This is a genomic window from Microbacterium sp. ARD31 (genome assembly GCF_031844425.1).
Genome location: NZ_JAUZVE010000006.1, coordinates 14,297 through 28,648, shown reverse-complemented (window position 1 = coordinate 28,648; position 14,352 = coordinate 14,297). Strand labels below are relative to the sequence as shown.

The window sequence follows — 14,352 nt, the reverse complement described above, 5'->3', positions numbered from 1 at the left end:
AACGAACGCTGACGCGCGCCCTGCCGCGTCGAGGCGATGTTTCGCCGTATTGCAGTTCATCACGCCGTTCGACGTGATGCGGCCGCGTGTGACACGGCCGCTCGCACGCCCCTGATCGGGTCGGTTCACTCGTCTCCACGAGCTTTCCGAACCGACCCACAGGAGCATCCATGGCACGCACTCTCACCCGCGTCAGCACCCTTGCCGTGCTCGCCGCCGCCGTCCTTGCCTCCAGCGGCTGCGTGGCCTCCGCCGGGGCTGCGGACCCCGCCGAGCAGACGAGGACGCTCCGCTACCAGGGCTCGAGCAACACCGTCATTTGGCCCGAACTCGCAGCCGACCTCGGCTACCTCGGCGACATCGAGCTTTGAGTGGGTGGGCAACACCACGAGCGAGGAGTACACCGGAAACGAAGTTGCGCGAGCACTACGGGGCCTGGATGCCGATCGGCATCCGATCTGTGTCGGGCGGCGTCTGCGACGATAAGGGCATGACCGATTACCAGACCATCGTGACGGCGGCGCGAGGACGCGTCGGCTGGATCACTCTGAACCGACCCGAGGCGCTGAATGCCCTGAACGTGCAGGTCATGCGCGACGTGGTGGATGCCGCGGAGGCGTTCGACGCCGACGCCGGCATCGGCGCGATCGTCGTGACGGGCAGCGAGCGGGCCTTCGCCGCGGGCGCCGACATCAAGGAGATGGAAGCGCTGAGCGGCAGCGAGATGCTGATGGGCGACCACTTCGGCGGGTGGGCCCGCTTCGCGGCGGTGCGCACGCCCGTCATCGCCGCCGTGTCGGGCTATGCGCTCGGCGGAGGGTGCGAGTTGGCGATGATGTGCGACATCATCCTTGCGGCGGACACCGCGACGTTCGGGCAGCCGGAGATCGGTCTTGGTGTGATCCCGGGGATGGGCGGGACGCAGCGGCTGACGCGCGCGGTCGGGTCGTTCAAAGCGGCCGAACTCATCCTGACCGGGCGTCACTTCGGGGCGGAGGAGGCGGAGCGCGCCGGGCTCGTTTCCCGAGTGGTGCCGGCTGCCGACCTCCTCGACGACGCGCAGCGGACGGCGGAGACGATTGCGGCGAAGTCGCTGCCGTCGCTGTACGCCGCCACCGAGGCGCTCGACGTCGCGTTGGAGTCGACGCTGGCGGAGGGCCTGCGCTACGAGAAGCACGCGTTCGCGGGACTGTTCGACACCGCGGACCAGAAGGAGGGCATGGCCGCCTTCCGCGAGAAGCGCGCGCCCGGGTTCACGCACCGCTGAGCGCTGCGCTTGTGCGGCGGCCGCCGCTCGAGGTTCTGCGGGGCGTGATTGCATGGTGGCGTGACTGATCGCGCCGCAGACGAGCTCCCCGAGCGCGTCCAGCCCGCAGACGAGCTCTCCGAGCGCGTCCGGCCAGCCTTCACTCCCGCGGTCGCCGCGCGGTTCGTCGCGGACACCGACGACCTCGATCTCGATCCCGCGCAGCGTGACGCCGTCCAGGCGATCGCCGCCGCGTCGACCGGCAACGTGTACCTCTGGGGCGGCGTCGGTCGCGGCAAGTCGATGCTCGCCGAGCGGTACCTGGCCGCGTTCCGGCCCGAGCCGGTGCTCCGGCTGCACCTCAACGAGCTGTTCCGACGGCTGCAGGCCGAGCTGGTCCGCGATTGGAAGGCCCCCGCCATCGTGCTGCGCCGCCTCCTGCACGGCGTGCGTGTCCTCTTGGTCGACGAGTTCCATGTGCATGATGTCGCGGATGCCGTCTACCTCGACGCGCTGCTGAACGTCACCGCCGACGACGGCATCCCCCTCATCGCCACCAGCAACTACGCCCCCGCCGACCTCCTCCCCGATCCGCGACTCCATGACCGATTCCTCCCCGCGATCGCGCGGATCGAGTCGTCCTTCGCCGTCGTCCCGATCGGCGACGGTCCCGATCACCGGACCGCCGGCGCCGACGCGCACACGCGATTCGCCTCGGGCGTCTGGCGGGTCGGCTCGGCCGCCGACGCGCGGAGCGCCGACGCGCGGAGCGCCGACACCGGCGTGGTGCTGCACGCCGACGGCATCCCGCTGCCGGCACTCTCCGCGGAAGGCGCGCAGGTCACGTTCGACTTCGCTGACCTGTGTGAGGCGCCCGTCGGCGTGCGGCAGTATCAGTCGCTCGCCGACCGGTACTCCGAGCTCACGCTCCGGTCGGTGCCCGACCTCGCCACGGTGCGCCGCGAACCCCTCATGCGCTTCACAACCCTCGTCGACGTGCTCTACGACCACGACGTGCGATTCGTCGTTCACGCGCATGCGTCGTTCGACACCCTGCGCCAGGCCGCGCACGTTCCTCTCGACGCCGACCGGGCGCTCAGCCGGCTCCGCGCGCTCGGCGCGCGACGCGTGGGACCGAACTGCTCGCCCCGTGACACTGCGTCCCGCGGACGCCGACCGTAGACTCGGATGCGATGTCGAGGAGGAGTCAATGAAGATCGTCGTCCTGGTGAAAGAGGTGCCGGACACGTACGGCGACCGCAAGCTGGATCTCGAGACGGGGCTGGCCGACCGTGGCGCCTCCGAGCGTGTTCTCGACGAGATCGGCGAGCGTGCGCTCGAGGTGGCGCTGTCGTACGCAGAGAAGAACGCCGACACGGAGGTCGTCGTGATGTCGATGGCCTCGGATGCCGCGACGGCGTCGATCCGGAAGGCTCTCGCGATGGGCGCGGCGTCGGCTGTCCACATCGTCGACGAGGCGCTCGCGGGCGCTGATCTCGGTGTCACCGCCCGCACGCTGGCCGCCGCGATCACCCGCACCGGCTTCGACCTCGTGATCACCGGCAACCTGTCGACGGACGGCGCCGGCGGCGTGCTCCCGGCCATGCTCGCCGAGCACCTCGGCGTACCCCAGGCGACCGCGCTCTCATCCGTCGAGATCTCCGCCGAGTCCGTCCAGGGAACGCGCGCCACGGACTTCGGCACCGCCCGCGTCACCGCGGAACTCCCTGCGGTGATCTCCATCACCGAGGCGCTCCCGGACGCCCGCTTCCCCAACTTCAAGGGGATCATGGCGGCGAAGAAGAAGCCGTTCGAGACGCTGACGCTCGCCGACCTCGGCGTCGACGTCGACCCCGGGGCCGCGCCGCAGTCGATCATGACGACCATCGCCGAGAAGCCGCCCCGCACCGCCGGGGTCAAGATCACCGACGAGGGGGATGCCGGCGAGAAGCTGGCCGCCTACCTCATCGAGAACCGACTGGTCTGAGGAGCACCGCGATGACCGATTTCGCTGCAGATTCCGTCCTGGTGTGGCTCGATGTCACCCCCTCCGGCGACCTCGCCGCGTCGGCCGCCGGCCTCCTCGGCGCCGCCGCACGCGTCGGCTCGCCCGTTGCGCTGATCGTCGCCGACGAGTCGCGTCACGCCGCTCTCGCCGAGGCCGCCGGTCAGCGCGGCGCGGCGACCGTGCTCGTCTGCGGGCTCGGGGGCGCCGACACCGCGCTCACGGTGCCCGTCGTCGACGCGCTCGCCGCGGCATCCGCCCTCGTCCAGCCCGATGCGGTGCTGGTGTCGAACTCGATCGAGGGGCGCGACGTCGCCGGCAGGTTCGCGGCGCGCACGTCCGCGGCGCTGTGCGTCGATGCCGTCGGTGTCGCACGCGACGAGGAGGGTGTGCTCGCGGAGCACTCCGTGTACGGCGGCGCCTACACGGTCACCGGTGCGGCGACCTTCGGGCCGCTCGTGGTCACGGTGCGTCAGGGCGCTGTCGAACACCGCGCCGAGGCGGTCACCGCGCCGCGGGTGGTGCCGCTCGAGGTGACGGCATCCGGTGCGCCGGCGGCCACCATCACGGGGTTCGAAGAGGCGACCGTCACCTCGACCCGTCCGGAGCTGCGGGGAGCGACGAAGGTCGTGTCGGGTGGTCGCGGACTCGGTTCGGGCGAGAAGTTCGCCCTCGTCGAGCAGCTCGCCGATGTGCTCGGCGCGGCGGTTGGTGCGTCGCGCGCCGCGGTCGACGCCGGCTACGTGCCCTACTCGTACCAGGTCGGCCAGACCGGCGTCTCGGTCTCGCCGCAGCTGTACATCGCGCTCGGCATCTCGGGTGCCATCCAGCACAAGGCCGGCATGCAGACGGCGAAGACCATCGTCGCCGTGAACAAAGATGGAGATGCGCCGATCTTCGACATCGCTGATTTCGGCGTCGTCGGTGACGTGTTCACCGTGGTGCCGCAGCTGATCGCGGCGCTCGAGGCGAAGAAGAAGTAGGAGCGGGATGGCGACGTACGCACGCACCGTGCGCCGAGGTCTGCCGCGCGCCAGCGGCGGGGAGCCCTGGCCTCCGGCGGGGTCGGCTCCGGTCGCCGACGCAGCCGCGGCACCGGTCGCCGATGGAGCTGCGGCTCAGCTCGCCGATGCGGGCGCGGCTTCGGTCCCCGACGAGGTGGCGCCGCCCACCGACTCCGCGACGACAGCGTCGGCTGAGTCCGCGACACGGGCTTCCGGGTCGACGACAACGGAGGATGCGGTCGCCTCGCACCACGCCTCGGCCCCCGCGACCGCGACACGACGCGGACTGCCGCGAACCCCGGGCGGCGAGCCCTGGCCGCCCGCATCCACCGGCCCGGCGATGGCCGAAGGCGCAGCACAGGCCGAGCGTCGCCCGGACGCGGACGCAACCGCATCCGCAGCGGCATCAGCGCCCCACCCCGCCGACGACCCGCGGCCGGCGACCCCCGAGAGCGCGCCCGTCGCCGCATCCGTCGCGGTCCGCCGCGGCCTTCCGCGCGCCGTCGGCGGCGACGCCTGGCCTCCCGCCGAGACCACGCCCGCCCCGCCCCCCACCTCCCGCGAGACTGCACGTGGGGGCCGAGACAGCGATCTCGCGCCGCAGTCTCGGCGCGAGCCTGCAGTCTCGGCGTCCTTGGAGCCCGCCCCCGCACCCGAGCCAGCGCCGGAGCCCGCGCCCGCGCCCGAGCCGGAGGCCACCCCCGACGCCCCGCGCCCCCCGCTCGCCGAGCGCCCGCTCGCGCACGCGGGCGTCGCCCGCCGCCCCGCGCCCCGGCCGGAACCCGCGCGCATCGGTCCGTTCACGAAGGCGCAGTGGGCGGGAGTCGTCGTCCTCGGGGGAGGTGCGATCCTCTACGCCGCGGCGATGGCGGTGCTCGCGGTGCGCTGGATCCTCAGCCTCGAACCGTTGCAGGACTTCCTCGCCACTTACCCCGGCGAGTACCACCTGCCCGAGGGTGCGCCCGTCGGCTTCCCCGCCTGGCTGAACTGGTCGCACTTCCTCAACGCGTTCTTCATGGTGCTGATCATCCGCACCGGCCTGCAGGTCCGCTCCGAGAAGCGCCCGGCCGCCATGTGGATCTCCAAGAAGGACCGCAAGCGCCGCATGAGCCTCACGCTCTGGCTGCACCAGGCCCTCGACATCCTGTGGCTGGCCAACGGCCTGATCTTCGTCATCCTGCTCTTCGCGACCGGTCAGTGGATGCGGGTGATCCCGACGTCGTGGGAGGTGTTCCCGAACGCGCTGTCCGCCGCCCTGCAGTACGTCTCCCTCGACTGGCCGACCGAGAACGGGTGGGTCAACTACAACGCGCTGCAGCAGCTCGCCTACTTCACGACGATCTTCATCGCCGCACCCGTCGCCGCGCTCACCGGATACCGGATGAGTGCGATGTGGCCGAAGCAGGCGGCGATGCTGAACCGCGTCTACCCCGTCGAGTGGGCTCGCAAGCTGCACTTCCCGACGATGCTCTACTTCGTCGCGTTCATCGCCGTCCATGTTCTGCTGGTGCTCTCGACCGGGGCGCTGCGCAACCTGAACCACATGTACGCGGCGCAGGGATCGACCGATCCGGACGCCTATGCCGACAACTGGACCGGCTTCTGGCTTTTCGCCCTGTCGATCGCGGTCGTCGTCGCGGCCTACGTCGCGATGCGCCCGCTCGTCGTCGCCCCGATCGCCCGCCTGTTCGGCGAGGTCAAGAGCCGCTGACCCGGCGCCGTGCGGCATCCGCATCGGTGACGGATGCACGGCGCGAGGTGCGCGTGCGGCCACATCCGGCGCGCGAGTTCACACCAGCCCCGGCGATCGTGCAGACGTCACGGCCGACCCCCACACCCCCGAAACGGTCGACGGCGCGGCATCCGAGTCGGGATGCCGCGCCGTCGAGTCTCCGAGCGTGCGTCAGCGCACGAAGCGGACCTCCGTCAGCGTCTCGCCGAGGAAGGGTTCGGTGTGGCTCGCCCCGTCGAGGGCGAACCCGTTGCGGGTGTAGAAGCGGTGGGCGCGGGGGTTGTCCTCGGCGACCCACAGGTACAGTTCGGTCTCATCGTCCGGGACGACGGCGTCGAACAGGCGCTGGCCGATGCCGGTGCCGTGCCACGCGTCGAGCAGGTAGATGAAGTAGAGCTCGCGGTTGCGGGGCGCGTCGCGGTCGCGGGCGGGGCCGGAGCCGGCGAATCCCACGATCTCGCCGCCGACGAGAGCGGCGACCATGCGGAAATCGGGACCCTGCTGGGCCCAGTGCGTCCACAGTTCGGCGAGGCGGCGGGCCGACACGTTCTCGAGCGCTGCCTTGCTGATGAGGTGGTCGTAGGTCTCGTGCCAGCACGTCGCATGCACGCGACCGAGGGCTTCGGCATCCACATCGCGAACGGGACGGACGACGATGTCGGTCTGGAGTTCGGGGTCCATGGCCAGACTCTACGCACGGCCCGACGGATCGTGAAATCGACAGGGTCGCCCCCGCGCGCACGGCCCGTCGACTGTCGGAGAGCGACAACGGATGCCGCACTGTACGCGTGACCATGACTAGGCTCGCGCCTCGTGAACGTATGGTGGCGGACCCTGCTGACCCTGATGCGCGCGCGGGTGCTGTACCGCCGCCGCGGGCCCCTCCCGCCCGACGCGGTGGGCCGGATCCGGCTGCGGACCCTGCCGACCGACATCGACCTGCTCGGCCACATGAACAACGGTCGCTACGCCTCGCTGTTCGACCTCGGCCGGTTCGACCTGCTCACCCGCACCGGCATCTGGCAGACGATGGACGAGCGCGGCTGGTACGGCGTCGTCGCGAGCGAGACGGTCACGTTCCGCAAGTCCCTGCAGCTGTGGCAGCGCTTCACGGTCGAGACCCGGATCATCGGCCACGACGACAAGTCGGTCTTCCAGATGCACCGCGCCGTCGTCGACGGTGAGATCTACGCGGAGATGGTCCTGCGTGTCCGGTTCCTGCGCAAGTCCGGCGGCATCGTGCCCCTCGAGGAGCTGTTCGACGCGCTCCACCGGCCGGACACCCTGCCCGAGATCCCGCAGTGGATCCACGACTGGGCCGCGGCATCCGCTCTTCCCTCGACCCGTGCCGAGGCGCCCAGTATCTGGCCCTAGCGTGTCCCGCCCCGGCGGCCGGAGGCGCGCATAGGCTGAGCGTCATGTCGGACAGCTCTGTCGCGCCACAAGCGCCCTCCTCCGACCTCGCCGAGCGGGCCATCGCCCTCGCGGAGCGCTGGGTCGCCGAATCCGCCGAGGTCACCGTCGACCCGTCGGCCGAGCGTCTGGCGGGGGTGTTGAAGGACCCGAACGGACTGCCGTTCACCCTCGGCTTCGTCGACGGGGTGATGCGACCGGAGTCCCTCACCGCCGCGGCCACCAACCTGCAGCGTGTCGCGCCGCTCGCCCCCGCCTTCCTGCCCTGGTACCTCCGGGCAGCCGTGCGGACGGGCGGCGTCGTCGCCCCCGTCCTCCCGACGCCCGTCGTCCCCATCGCCCGCCGCGTGCTGCGCGAGATGGTGGGTCACCTCATCGTCGACGCCCGGCCCGACAAGCTCGGTCCCGCGCTGCAGACCCTGCGCGAGTCGGGGGCGCGTCTCAACCTCAACCTCCTCGGCGAGGCGGTGCTCGGTGAGGCCGAGGCCCTCCGACGCCTCGAGGGGATCCACGAGCTCGTCCGGCGCGACGATGTCGACTACGTCTCGGTGAAGGTCTCGGCGATCGCGAGCCACCTCTCGATGTGGGCGTTCGACGAGATCGTGGATCGCGTCGTCGAGCGGCTGCGCCCCCTCTACCTGTCGGCGGCCGAGGACGGCACGTTCCTCAACCTCGACATGGAGGAGTACCGCGACCTCGACCTGACGATGGCCGTGTTCATGCGGGTGCTGGACGACCCGCGCCTGAAGGGCCTCGAGGCGGGCATCGTGCTGCAGGCCTACCTGCCCGACGCGCTCCCCGCCCTCCGAACGCTCACCGCGTGGGCGCGCGAGCGCGTCGCGGCCAGCGGGGCTCGCATCAAGATCCGCCTCGTCAAGGGTGCGAACCTCGCGATGGAACACGTCGACGCGGTCATGCACGACTGGCCCACCGCACCCTACGACTCCAAGCTCGACACCGACGCGAACTACGTGCGCTGCCTCGAGGAGGCGCTGCGCCCCGAGAACACCGAGGCGGTGCGGATCGGCGTCGCCGGACACAACCTCTTCCACATCGCGTACGCGTGGCTGCTCGCCGGCGAGCGCGGGGTGCAGCGTGACGTCGAGGTCGAGATGCTCCTCGGCATGGCGCAGGGCCAGGTGCAGGCCGTCGCCCGCGAGGTCGGGCACGTGCTGCTCTACGTCCCCGTCGTGCGGCCCGACGAGTTCGACGTCGCGATCAGCTACCTCGTCCGCCGGCTCGAGGAGAACGCCTCGAGCGAGAACTTCCTCTCCGCCGCGTTCGACCTCGCCTACGACCGGGCCATGTTCGTGCGCGAGCGCGACCGGTTCGCGGCATCCATCGACCGGTCCGCCGACCGCACGCTGGTGACCGGACCCCGGCGCCGCCAGGACCGCACGGCGGCAGCCGCCGACGAGGTGACGGTGACGACGGATGCAGCGGCCCCCGCGCCCTCCGACGACGCCGCCCTCACGCAGGTCGTCCTCGGCATCGCCGCGAAGGACGCGCGCCCGGCGGACCCCGACGAGACGCAGCCGGCCGGCCTGCCCGGTGGGTTCGCCGGCGACGCGTTCGTCGAGACCGCCGTCTTCTCGCCGCGCGAGAGCGCCGCAGCGGCGGGTGCCCCCGGTTTCCGCAACGCCGCCGACACCGACCCCGCCCTCCCCGCGAACCGCGCGTGGGCGCGCGAGATCCTCGGCCGTGTCCCGTCGTCGACGGCGGGGGATGCCGCGATCGCCGCAGCCCGCATCGGCGCCGAGTCCGAACTCGAAGCCATGCTCGGCCGCGTGGGTTCGGCGGCCGGCGCGTGGGGCTCACTGCCCGCCGCCGATCGCGCCGAGGTCCTCCTCCGTGCGGCGAGCGCGCTCGAACGTCGCCGCGCCGAGTTGATCGAGGTCGCGGCATCCGAGACCGGCAAGACCCTCGCCGAGGCCGACGTCGAGGTGAGCGAAGCCGTCGATTTCGCCCGCTACTACGCTGCGACCGCGCGCGAGCTCGACCGGGTGAGCGGTGCCGTTTTCGTCCCCGACCGGGTGACGGTCGTCACACCGCCGTGGAACTTCCCGGTCGCGATCCCCGCCGGCGGTGCGCTCGCCGCCCTCGCGGCGGGCTCGGGTGTCGTCTTCAAGCCCGCGCCCCAGGCGCGCCGCTGCGCGGCGGTGGTGGCCGAGGCGATCTGGGAGGCCTTGGACGGCGCCGCCGTCGGCCGCGACATCCTCGCCCTCGTCGATCTCGACGAAGGGGGCCTCGGCAGGCAGCTCATCACCCACCCGTCGGTGGATCGCGTCATCCTCACGGGGTCCTTCGAGACGGCCGCGCTCTTCCGCTCCTGGCGTCCGGACCTCGCCCTGCAGGCCGAGACGAGCGGCAAGAACGCCATGATCGTGATGCCCTCGGCCGACCTCGACCTGGCGGCATCCGATCTCGTCCGTTCGGCGTTCGGCCACGCGGGACAGAAATGCTCCGCGGCCTCGCTCGCGATCCTTGTCGGTCCCGTCGCCCGCTCGCAGCGGTTTCGCCGTCAGTTGGTGGATGCCGCGACCTCGCTCCGCGTGGGCGCGCCCGAGGACCCGCTGACAGAGGTCGGCCCCCTCGTCGAGGCCCCGACCGGCAAGCTCGCCTGGGCGCTGACGACCCTCGACGAGGACGAGGAGTGGCTCGTCGAGCCGCGCGAACTGCCGCACCAGCGCTACGGCGGACGGCTCTGGACCCCCGGCATCCGCACCGGGGTGAAGCCGGGCTCGCGGGTGCACCTCGAGGAGTTCTTCGGCCCCGTCCTGGGGGTCATGCACGCGCGGTCGCTCGAGCACGCGATCGAGCTGCAGAACGCGGTCGACTACGGCCTCACCGCGGGGCTCTACACGCAGAACCCCGACGACCTCGCCGTGTGGCTCGACCGGATCGACGCGGGCAACCTCTACGTCAACCGCGGCACGACGGGTGCGATCGTCCAGCGTCAGCCGTTCGGCGGCTGGAAGCGGTCCTCCGTCGGCGGCGGCGCGAAGGCCGGCGGTCCGAACCACCTCGTCGGACTCGGGTCCTGGCGGCCGACCGCGGGGGTGGCGGCGTCGTCGACGCTGCACCTCAAGGGGCTCGACTCGTCGATCGCCGACGTCATCGAGGCAGCCCAGCCCGCCCTGAGCTACGAGGCATTCGAGTGGCTGCGCCGTGCGGCGTTGTCCGACGCCGTCGCGTGGGACCGCACCTTCGGCAAGGTCGTCGACGTCTCGCACCTGGGCGTCGAGCGCAATCTCTTCCGGTACCGTCCGGCGAGCGTCGAGATCCGATCGACGACGGATGCCGCGCCGCAGACCCTCGTGCGCGCCATCATCGCCGCCGTCCGCGCCCGCTCGACGTTCACCGTCAGCACGCCCGCGGGACTGCCCGCCACCGTGCGACAGGCGCTCGGGGCGCTCGAGGTGGCGGTGTTCGTCGAATCGGACGAGGACTGGATCGCGCGGATGGCGGCGCCCCGCGCGGAGGGCGTCCCCGCGCGGGCCGACCGGGTGCGCCTGGTGGGGCCGCCGGCGCAGGCGGGCGAGGTGCGCACCGCGCTCGCCGCGGCGATCTCGGGCGATCCGGATCTGGCCGTCTACGCCGACGAGGTCACGCAGGCCGGGCGGATCGAACTGCTCCCATTCCTGCGCGAGCAGTCGATCACGATCACGGCGCACCGCTTCGGCAACCCCGACCGGTGGAGCGAAGCCGTCATCTGAGACCGGGCGGGGCGGCCGACGACGGATTTATCCATCCGAAGAAGAAAACAACTTATCTTTCTGGTGCGGCGTCCGTCCACCCTGTTGACTGTCCTCGTGCGCTTCTGGGGGAGGCGCACGAGAACACTCTGGGGGGAGTGTCGCCCCGGATCGAGGACCTGACGTCCTCGGCCCGGGGCATCTTTCGTCCCGGCGGCTCATGAGTAGTGCGGACGACGGGCGTAGGTGTCGGGGTCGGCGTCCTCCCGCGGCACCATGAACGAGTCGACGAGCGCGCGCACCGTGAGCCCCAGCAGCGTCCACTCGCCGGTCGGTGTGCCGTCCGCGCCCGACAGACGGAACGTCGGGTGCGGGATCCGTTCGAGGGACCGGATGGCGAAGCCCTCCGCCATCGCCGCCATCGCCTCGGCGAAATCGTCGATCGTCAGCCCCTCGCGCATGCGCATCCCGTAGGCGTCGATGAGGTACTGGTAGAGCTCGGTGAATGCCCGGATGGACTCGCGGTGACGCTCGTGGCTGGCCTCGGTGAGCTCCGGCCAGGTGTCCGCAGCCGTCCGCAGCGCCAAAGCCACCCGGAACGACTGCGCCTCGAGCAGATCGGTCGGGTCCTCGGTGGACAGCTCCGCGGCGAGGACGTGCTGCCGGGCCGCCTGGCGGATGATCTCCTCGCCGGTGACCTCTTCGCCGATGAGCTCCTCGACCTGGGCACGCATCGCGTCGGCCGGTCCGGCCACCCGCATCCGCATCATCGCCACGGCGAGCTCGCGGTGGTAGTCGGCCTGGTCGCTCCAGAGCCGGTACGCCGCGCCGGTCGTGAGGCCCGCGCGACGCAGCACGTCCTGCAGCCGGATGTGCTGGACGCCGGCGCTCACCCCGCGCTCGAGGAGCATCTGCATGCCGGTGCGCAGCAGCAGGGCTTTCGTCTGTTCCCCCGTGCGTCTGGCCATGCTCTGCATCCTGTCATTTATCGGCATGCATCCGTGGCGCCCGTCCACCGCCGTCCGGGCGGGTCGACCTGGCATGATGGGTCCCGGCGTGCCCGATTCGTCGGCTTCTGCAAGCTCCGTCGGGCCTCTGGACAGCGTCCGCCGCCCCGGGAACGAGGAGCGAGAATGACGACGCAGCACGAGACCGCACCGGTGCGCACTGCCCGGCGCCGCCGTTACCTCATGTGCCGCCCCGAGCACTTCACGGTGTCGTACCGGATCAACCCCTGGATGGATCCGGCGAACCCCACCGACACCGCGAAGGCCGTGCGGCAGTGGCAGGCGCTGCATGACGCCTACGTCGCGCTCGGGCACGAGGTCGAGCTCATCGACCCGGTGCCGGGGCTGCCCGACATGGTCTACACCGCGAACGGCGGATTCATCGTCGACGGCCGCGCGTTGGGCGTCCGCTTCCGCGTCGACGAGCGTCGCGGCGAGGAGCGGCCCTTCATGGACTGGTTCGCCGCCCACGGCTTCGAGGTCGTCGAGCCCGTCGAGGTGCAGGAGGGCGAGGGTGACTTCCTGCTCGTCGGCGACACGATCCTCGCCGGCACCGGATTCCGGTCGGTCGGGGACAGTCACCGCGAACTCGCCGAGGTCTTCGGGCGCGAGGTGGTGTCACTGCGCCTCGTCGATCCGCGGTTCTACCACCTCGACACGGCCATCACCGTCCTGGATCCCGTCGAGGGCCCCACGGGAGTTGAGCGGGCGAACATCGCCTACCTGCCGTCCGCGTTCGACGAGGCGTCGCAGCGGGTGCTCGCCGAGCGCTACCCCGACGCCATCCACGTGTCGGATGCCGACGGTGCCGTCTTCGGGCTGAACGCGGCCAGCGACGGCCTCCATGTCTTCGTCTCGCCCCGCGCCACCGGCTTCGCCGCGCAGCTCGAGGAGCGCGGCTACATCCCCGTCCCCATCGATCTGTCCGAGCTCCTGCTCGGCGGCGGCGGCATCAAGTGCTGCACGCTCGAACTGCGCGGAGGTGCGCGATGACCGACGTCCGGCCCCAGACGACCCCGTCCGCAGATCTCATCGCGGCCGAAGAAGCCCACGTGGCGCACAACTACCACCCCCTCCCCGTCGTGGTCGCCGAGGGTGAGGGGTCGTGGGTCACCGACGTCGAGGGGCGGCGCTACCTCGACCTGCTGTCGGCGTACTCGGCCCTGAACTTCGGGCACCGGCATCCCGCCCTCGTCGCCGCGGCGACCGAGCAGCTCGGGCGACTGACCCTCACCAGCCGGGCGTTCCACAACGACCGCCTCGGCGCCTTCGCCGACGCGCTCGCCGCCCTCGCCGGCAAGGACATGGTCCTCCCGATGAACACGGGCGCCGAAGCCGTCGAGACCGGCATCAAGGTGGCGCGGGCGTGGGCGTACCGCGTGAAGGGGGTGCCCGACGGGGCGGCGAAGATCGTCGTCGCGGCCGGCAACTTCCACGGCCGCACGACAACCATCGTGGGTTTCAGCGACGACCCGCAGGCCCGAGACGGCTTCGGGCCGTTCGCGCCCGGGTTCGAGATCGTGCCCTACGGGGATGCCGCGGCCCTCACCGCCGCGATCGACGAGAACACCGCCGCCGTCCTCATCGAGCCGATCCAGGGCGAGGCGGGCGTCGTGATCCCGCCGGACGGATACCTCCACGCCGTCCGCGAGGCGTGCACCGCGACGAACGTGCTGTTCATCGCCGATGAGATCCAGTCCGGCCTCGGGCGGGTCGGCACCACGTTCGCGTGCGAGCGCGAGGGTGTCGTCCCCGATCTGTACCTGCTCGGCAAGGCGCTGGGCGGCGGAATCCTCCCCGTGTCCGCCGTCGTGGGCGATCGTGACGTGCTGGGCGTCATCCACCCCGGCGAGCACGGCTCGACCTTCGGCGGCAACCCGCTCGCGGCGGCCGTCGGTCTCGCCGTCGTCGACCTGCTCCGCACCGGCGACCTGCAGAAGCGAGCACTGTCGCTCGGCGACCACCTGCGTGCGCGGCTCGAACCTCTCCTCGGGTCGGGTGTCACCGCGATCCGCGTCGCAGGCCTCTGGGCGGGCGTCGACATCGACCCGGCCGTCGGCACCGGCCGCGAGGTCGCCGAGCGGCTGCTCGCGCGGGGAGTCCTCGTCAAGGACACGCACGGGCAGACCATCCGCATGGCGCCGCCGCTGGTCATCCGTGCCACCGAGATCGACTGGGCCGTCGAGCAGTTGCGCCTCGCCCTCGAAGGCTGACCCGCGGGGCGAAACACTCCGGCAACACCGCCCGGAT

At 71.6% G+C, this 14,352-nt stretch carries 12 protein-coding genes; 10 read left to right on the top strand and 2 right to left on the bottom strand.

The genetic code is table 11. From position 1 onward, the window contains the following. Positions 1-170: 170 nt before the first annotated feature. From Q9S36_RS17305 to Q9S36_RS17280, 6 genes are all read left to right on the top strand, one after another. Entirely contained in the window at positions 171-371 is a 201-nt protein-coding gene (locus Q9S36_RS17305) for a hypothetical protein (RefSeq protein WP_253035275.1), read from the top strand. Positions 372-490: 119 nt separating this feature from the next. Next, complete coding sequence (locus Q9S36_RS17300; RefSeq protein ID WP_253035276.1) at positions 491-1,267, top strand: enoyl-CoA hydratase-related protein; 777 nt, start codon at positions 491-493, stop codon at positions 1,265-1,267. A 60-nt stretch (positions 1,268-1,327) separates the two neighbouring features. After that, a complete protein-coding gene (zapE, locus tag Q9S36_RS17295; protein ID WP_311286202.1) occupies positions 1,328-2,428 on the top strand; it encodes a cell division protein ZapE in 1,101 nt (366 codons plus the stop codon). A gap of 28 nt (positions 2,429-2,456) precedes the next feature. After that, positions 2,457-3,233, top strand: coding sequence for an electron transfer flavoprotein subunit beta/FixA family protein (locus tag Q9S36_RS17290; protein WP_311286201.1), 777 nt, complete (start codon positions 2,457-2,459; stop codon positions 3,231-3,233). An 11-nt stretch (positions 3,234-3,244) separates the two neighbouring features. After that, the gene (locus Q9S36_RS17285) at positions 3,245-4,234 is read left to right on the top strand and encodes an electron transfer flavoprotein subunit alpha/FixB family protein (protein WP_253035279.1); all 990 of its coding nucleotides are present in this window, start codon (positions 3,245-3,247) and stop codon (positions 4,232-4,234) included. A 7-nt stretch (positions 4,235-4,241) separates the two neighbouring features. Beyond that, positions 4,242-5,966, top strand: coding sequence for a cytochrome b/b6 domain-containing protein (locus Q9S36_RS17280; RefSeq protein WP_311286200.1), 1,725 nt, complete (start codon positions 4,242-4,244; stop codon positions 5,964-5,966). A 192-nt stretch (positions 5,967-6,158) separates the two neighbouring features. On the opposite strand, the gene Q9S36_RS17275 is transcribed toward Q9S36_RS17280, so the two are convergent. Further along, the gene (locus tag Q9S36_RS17275) at positions 6,159-6,668 is read right to left on the bottom strand and encodes a GNAT family N-acetyltransferase (RefSeq protein WP_217528456.1); all 510 of its coding nucleotides are present in this window, start codon (positions 6,666-6,668) and stop codon (positions 6,159-6,161) included. 132 nt (positions 6,669-6,800) lie between these two features. Here Q9S36_RS17275 and Q9S36_RS17270 point away from each other — a divergent pair, with 132 nt between their 5' ends. Further along, positions 6,801-7,361, top strand: a complete 561-nt coding sequence (locus Q9S36_RS17270) for a thioesterase family protein (RefSeq protein WP_064003378.1) — start codon at positions 6,801-6,803, stop codon at positions 7,359-7,361. A 44-nt stretch (positions 7,362-7,405) separates the two neighbouring features. Beyond that, a complete protein-coding gene (locus tag Q9S36_RS17265) occupies positions 7,406-11,116 on the top strand; it encodes a bifunctional proline dehydrogenase/L-glutamate gamma-semialdehyde dehydrogenase (RefSeq protein ID WP_311286199.1) in 3,711 nt (1,236 codons plus the stop codon). A gap of 197 nt (positions 11,117-11,313) precedes the next feature. On the opposite strand, the gene Q9S36_RS17260 is transcribed toward Q9S36_RS17265, so the two are convergent. Next, on the bottom strand, positions 11,314-12,063 hold the full coding sequence (locus tag Q9S36_RS17260) for a hypothetical protein (RefSeq protein ID WP_254631722.1): 750 nt from the start codon (positions 12,061-12,063) through the stop codon (positions 11,314-11,316). A gap of 165 nt (positions 12,064-12,228) precedes the next feature. Between Q9S36_RS17260 and ddaH the strand changes: the two genes are divergently transcribed. Together ddaH and rocD are read left to right on the top strand one after the other, a co-directional pair. Beyond that, positions 12,229-13,095, top strand: a complete 867-nt coding sequence (gene ddaH / locus Q9S36_RS17255; RefSeq protein WP_311286198.1) for a dimethylargininase — start codon at positions 12,229-12,231, stop codon at positions 13,093-13,095. Next, positions 13,092-14,315 carry an ornithine--oxo-acid transaminase gene (rocD, locus tag Q9S36_RS17250; protein ID WP_311286197.1) on the top strand — a complete coding sequence of 408 codons (1,224 nt, stop codon included), beginning with the start codon at positions 13,092-13,094 and terminating at the stop codon, positions 14,313-14,315. Before ddaH ends, rocD begins: the two co-directional genes overlap by 4 nt. Positions 14,316-14,352: the final 37 nt, after the last annotated feature.

Excerpts from the sequence above, each read along its gene's own strand:
- rocD (WP_311286197.1), top strand. The coding sequence starts at position 13,092 with ATGACCGACGTCCGGCCCCAGACGACCCCGTCCGCAGATCTCATCGCG.
- ddaH (WP_311286198.1), top strand. The coding sequence starts at position 12,229 with ATGACGACGCAGCACGAGACCGCACCGGTGCGCACTGCCCGGCGCCGC.
- Q9S36_RS17280 (WP_311286200.1), top strand. The coding sequence starts at position 4,242 with ATGGCGACGTACGCACGCACCGTGCGCCGAGGTCTGCCGCGCGCCAGC.
- Q9S36_RS17305 (WP_253035275.1), top strand. The coding sequence starts at position 171 with ATGGCACGCACTCTCACCCGCGTCAGCACCCTTGCCGTGCTCGCCGCC.
- Q9S36_RS17290 (WP_311286201.1), top strand. The coding sequence starts at position 2,457 with ATGAAGATCGTCGTCCTGGTGAAAGAGGTGCCGGACACGTACGGCGAC.
- Q9S36_RS17300 (WP_253035276.1), top strand. The coding sequence starts at position 491 with ATGACCGATTACCAGACCATCGTGACGGCGGCGCGAGGACGCGTCGGC.
- Q9S36_RS17285 (WP_253035279.1), top strand. The coding sequence starts at position 3,245 with ATGACCGATTTCGCTGCAGATTCCGTCCTGGTGTGGCTCGATGTCACC.
- Q9S36_RS17275 (WP_217528456.1), bottom strand. The coding sequence starts at position 6,668 with ATGGACCCCGAACTCCAGACCGACATCGTCGTCCGTCCCGTTCGCGAT.
- Q9S36_RS17265 (WP_311286199.1), top strand. The coding sequence starts at position 7,406 with ATGTCGGACAGCTCTGTCGCGCCACAAGCGCCCTCCTCCGACCTCGCC.
- Q9S36_RS17260 (WP_254631722.1), bottom strand. The coding sequence starts at position 12,063 with ATGGCCAGACGCACGGGGGAACAGACGAAAGCCCTGCTGCTGCGCACC.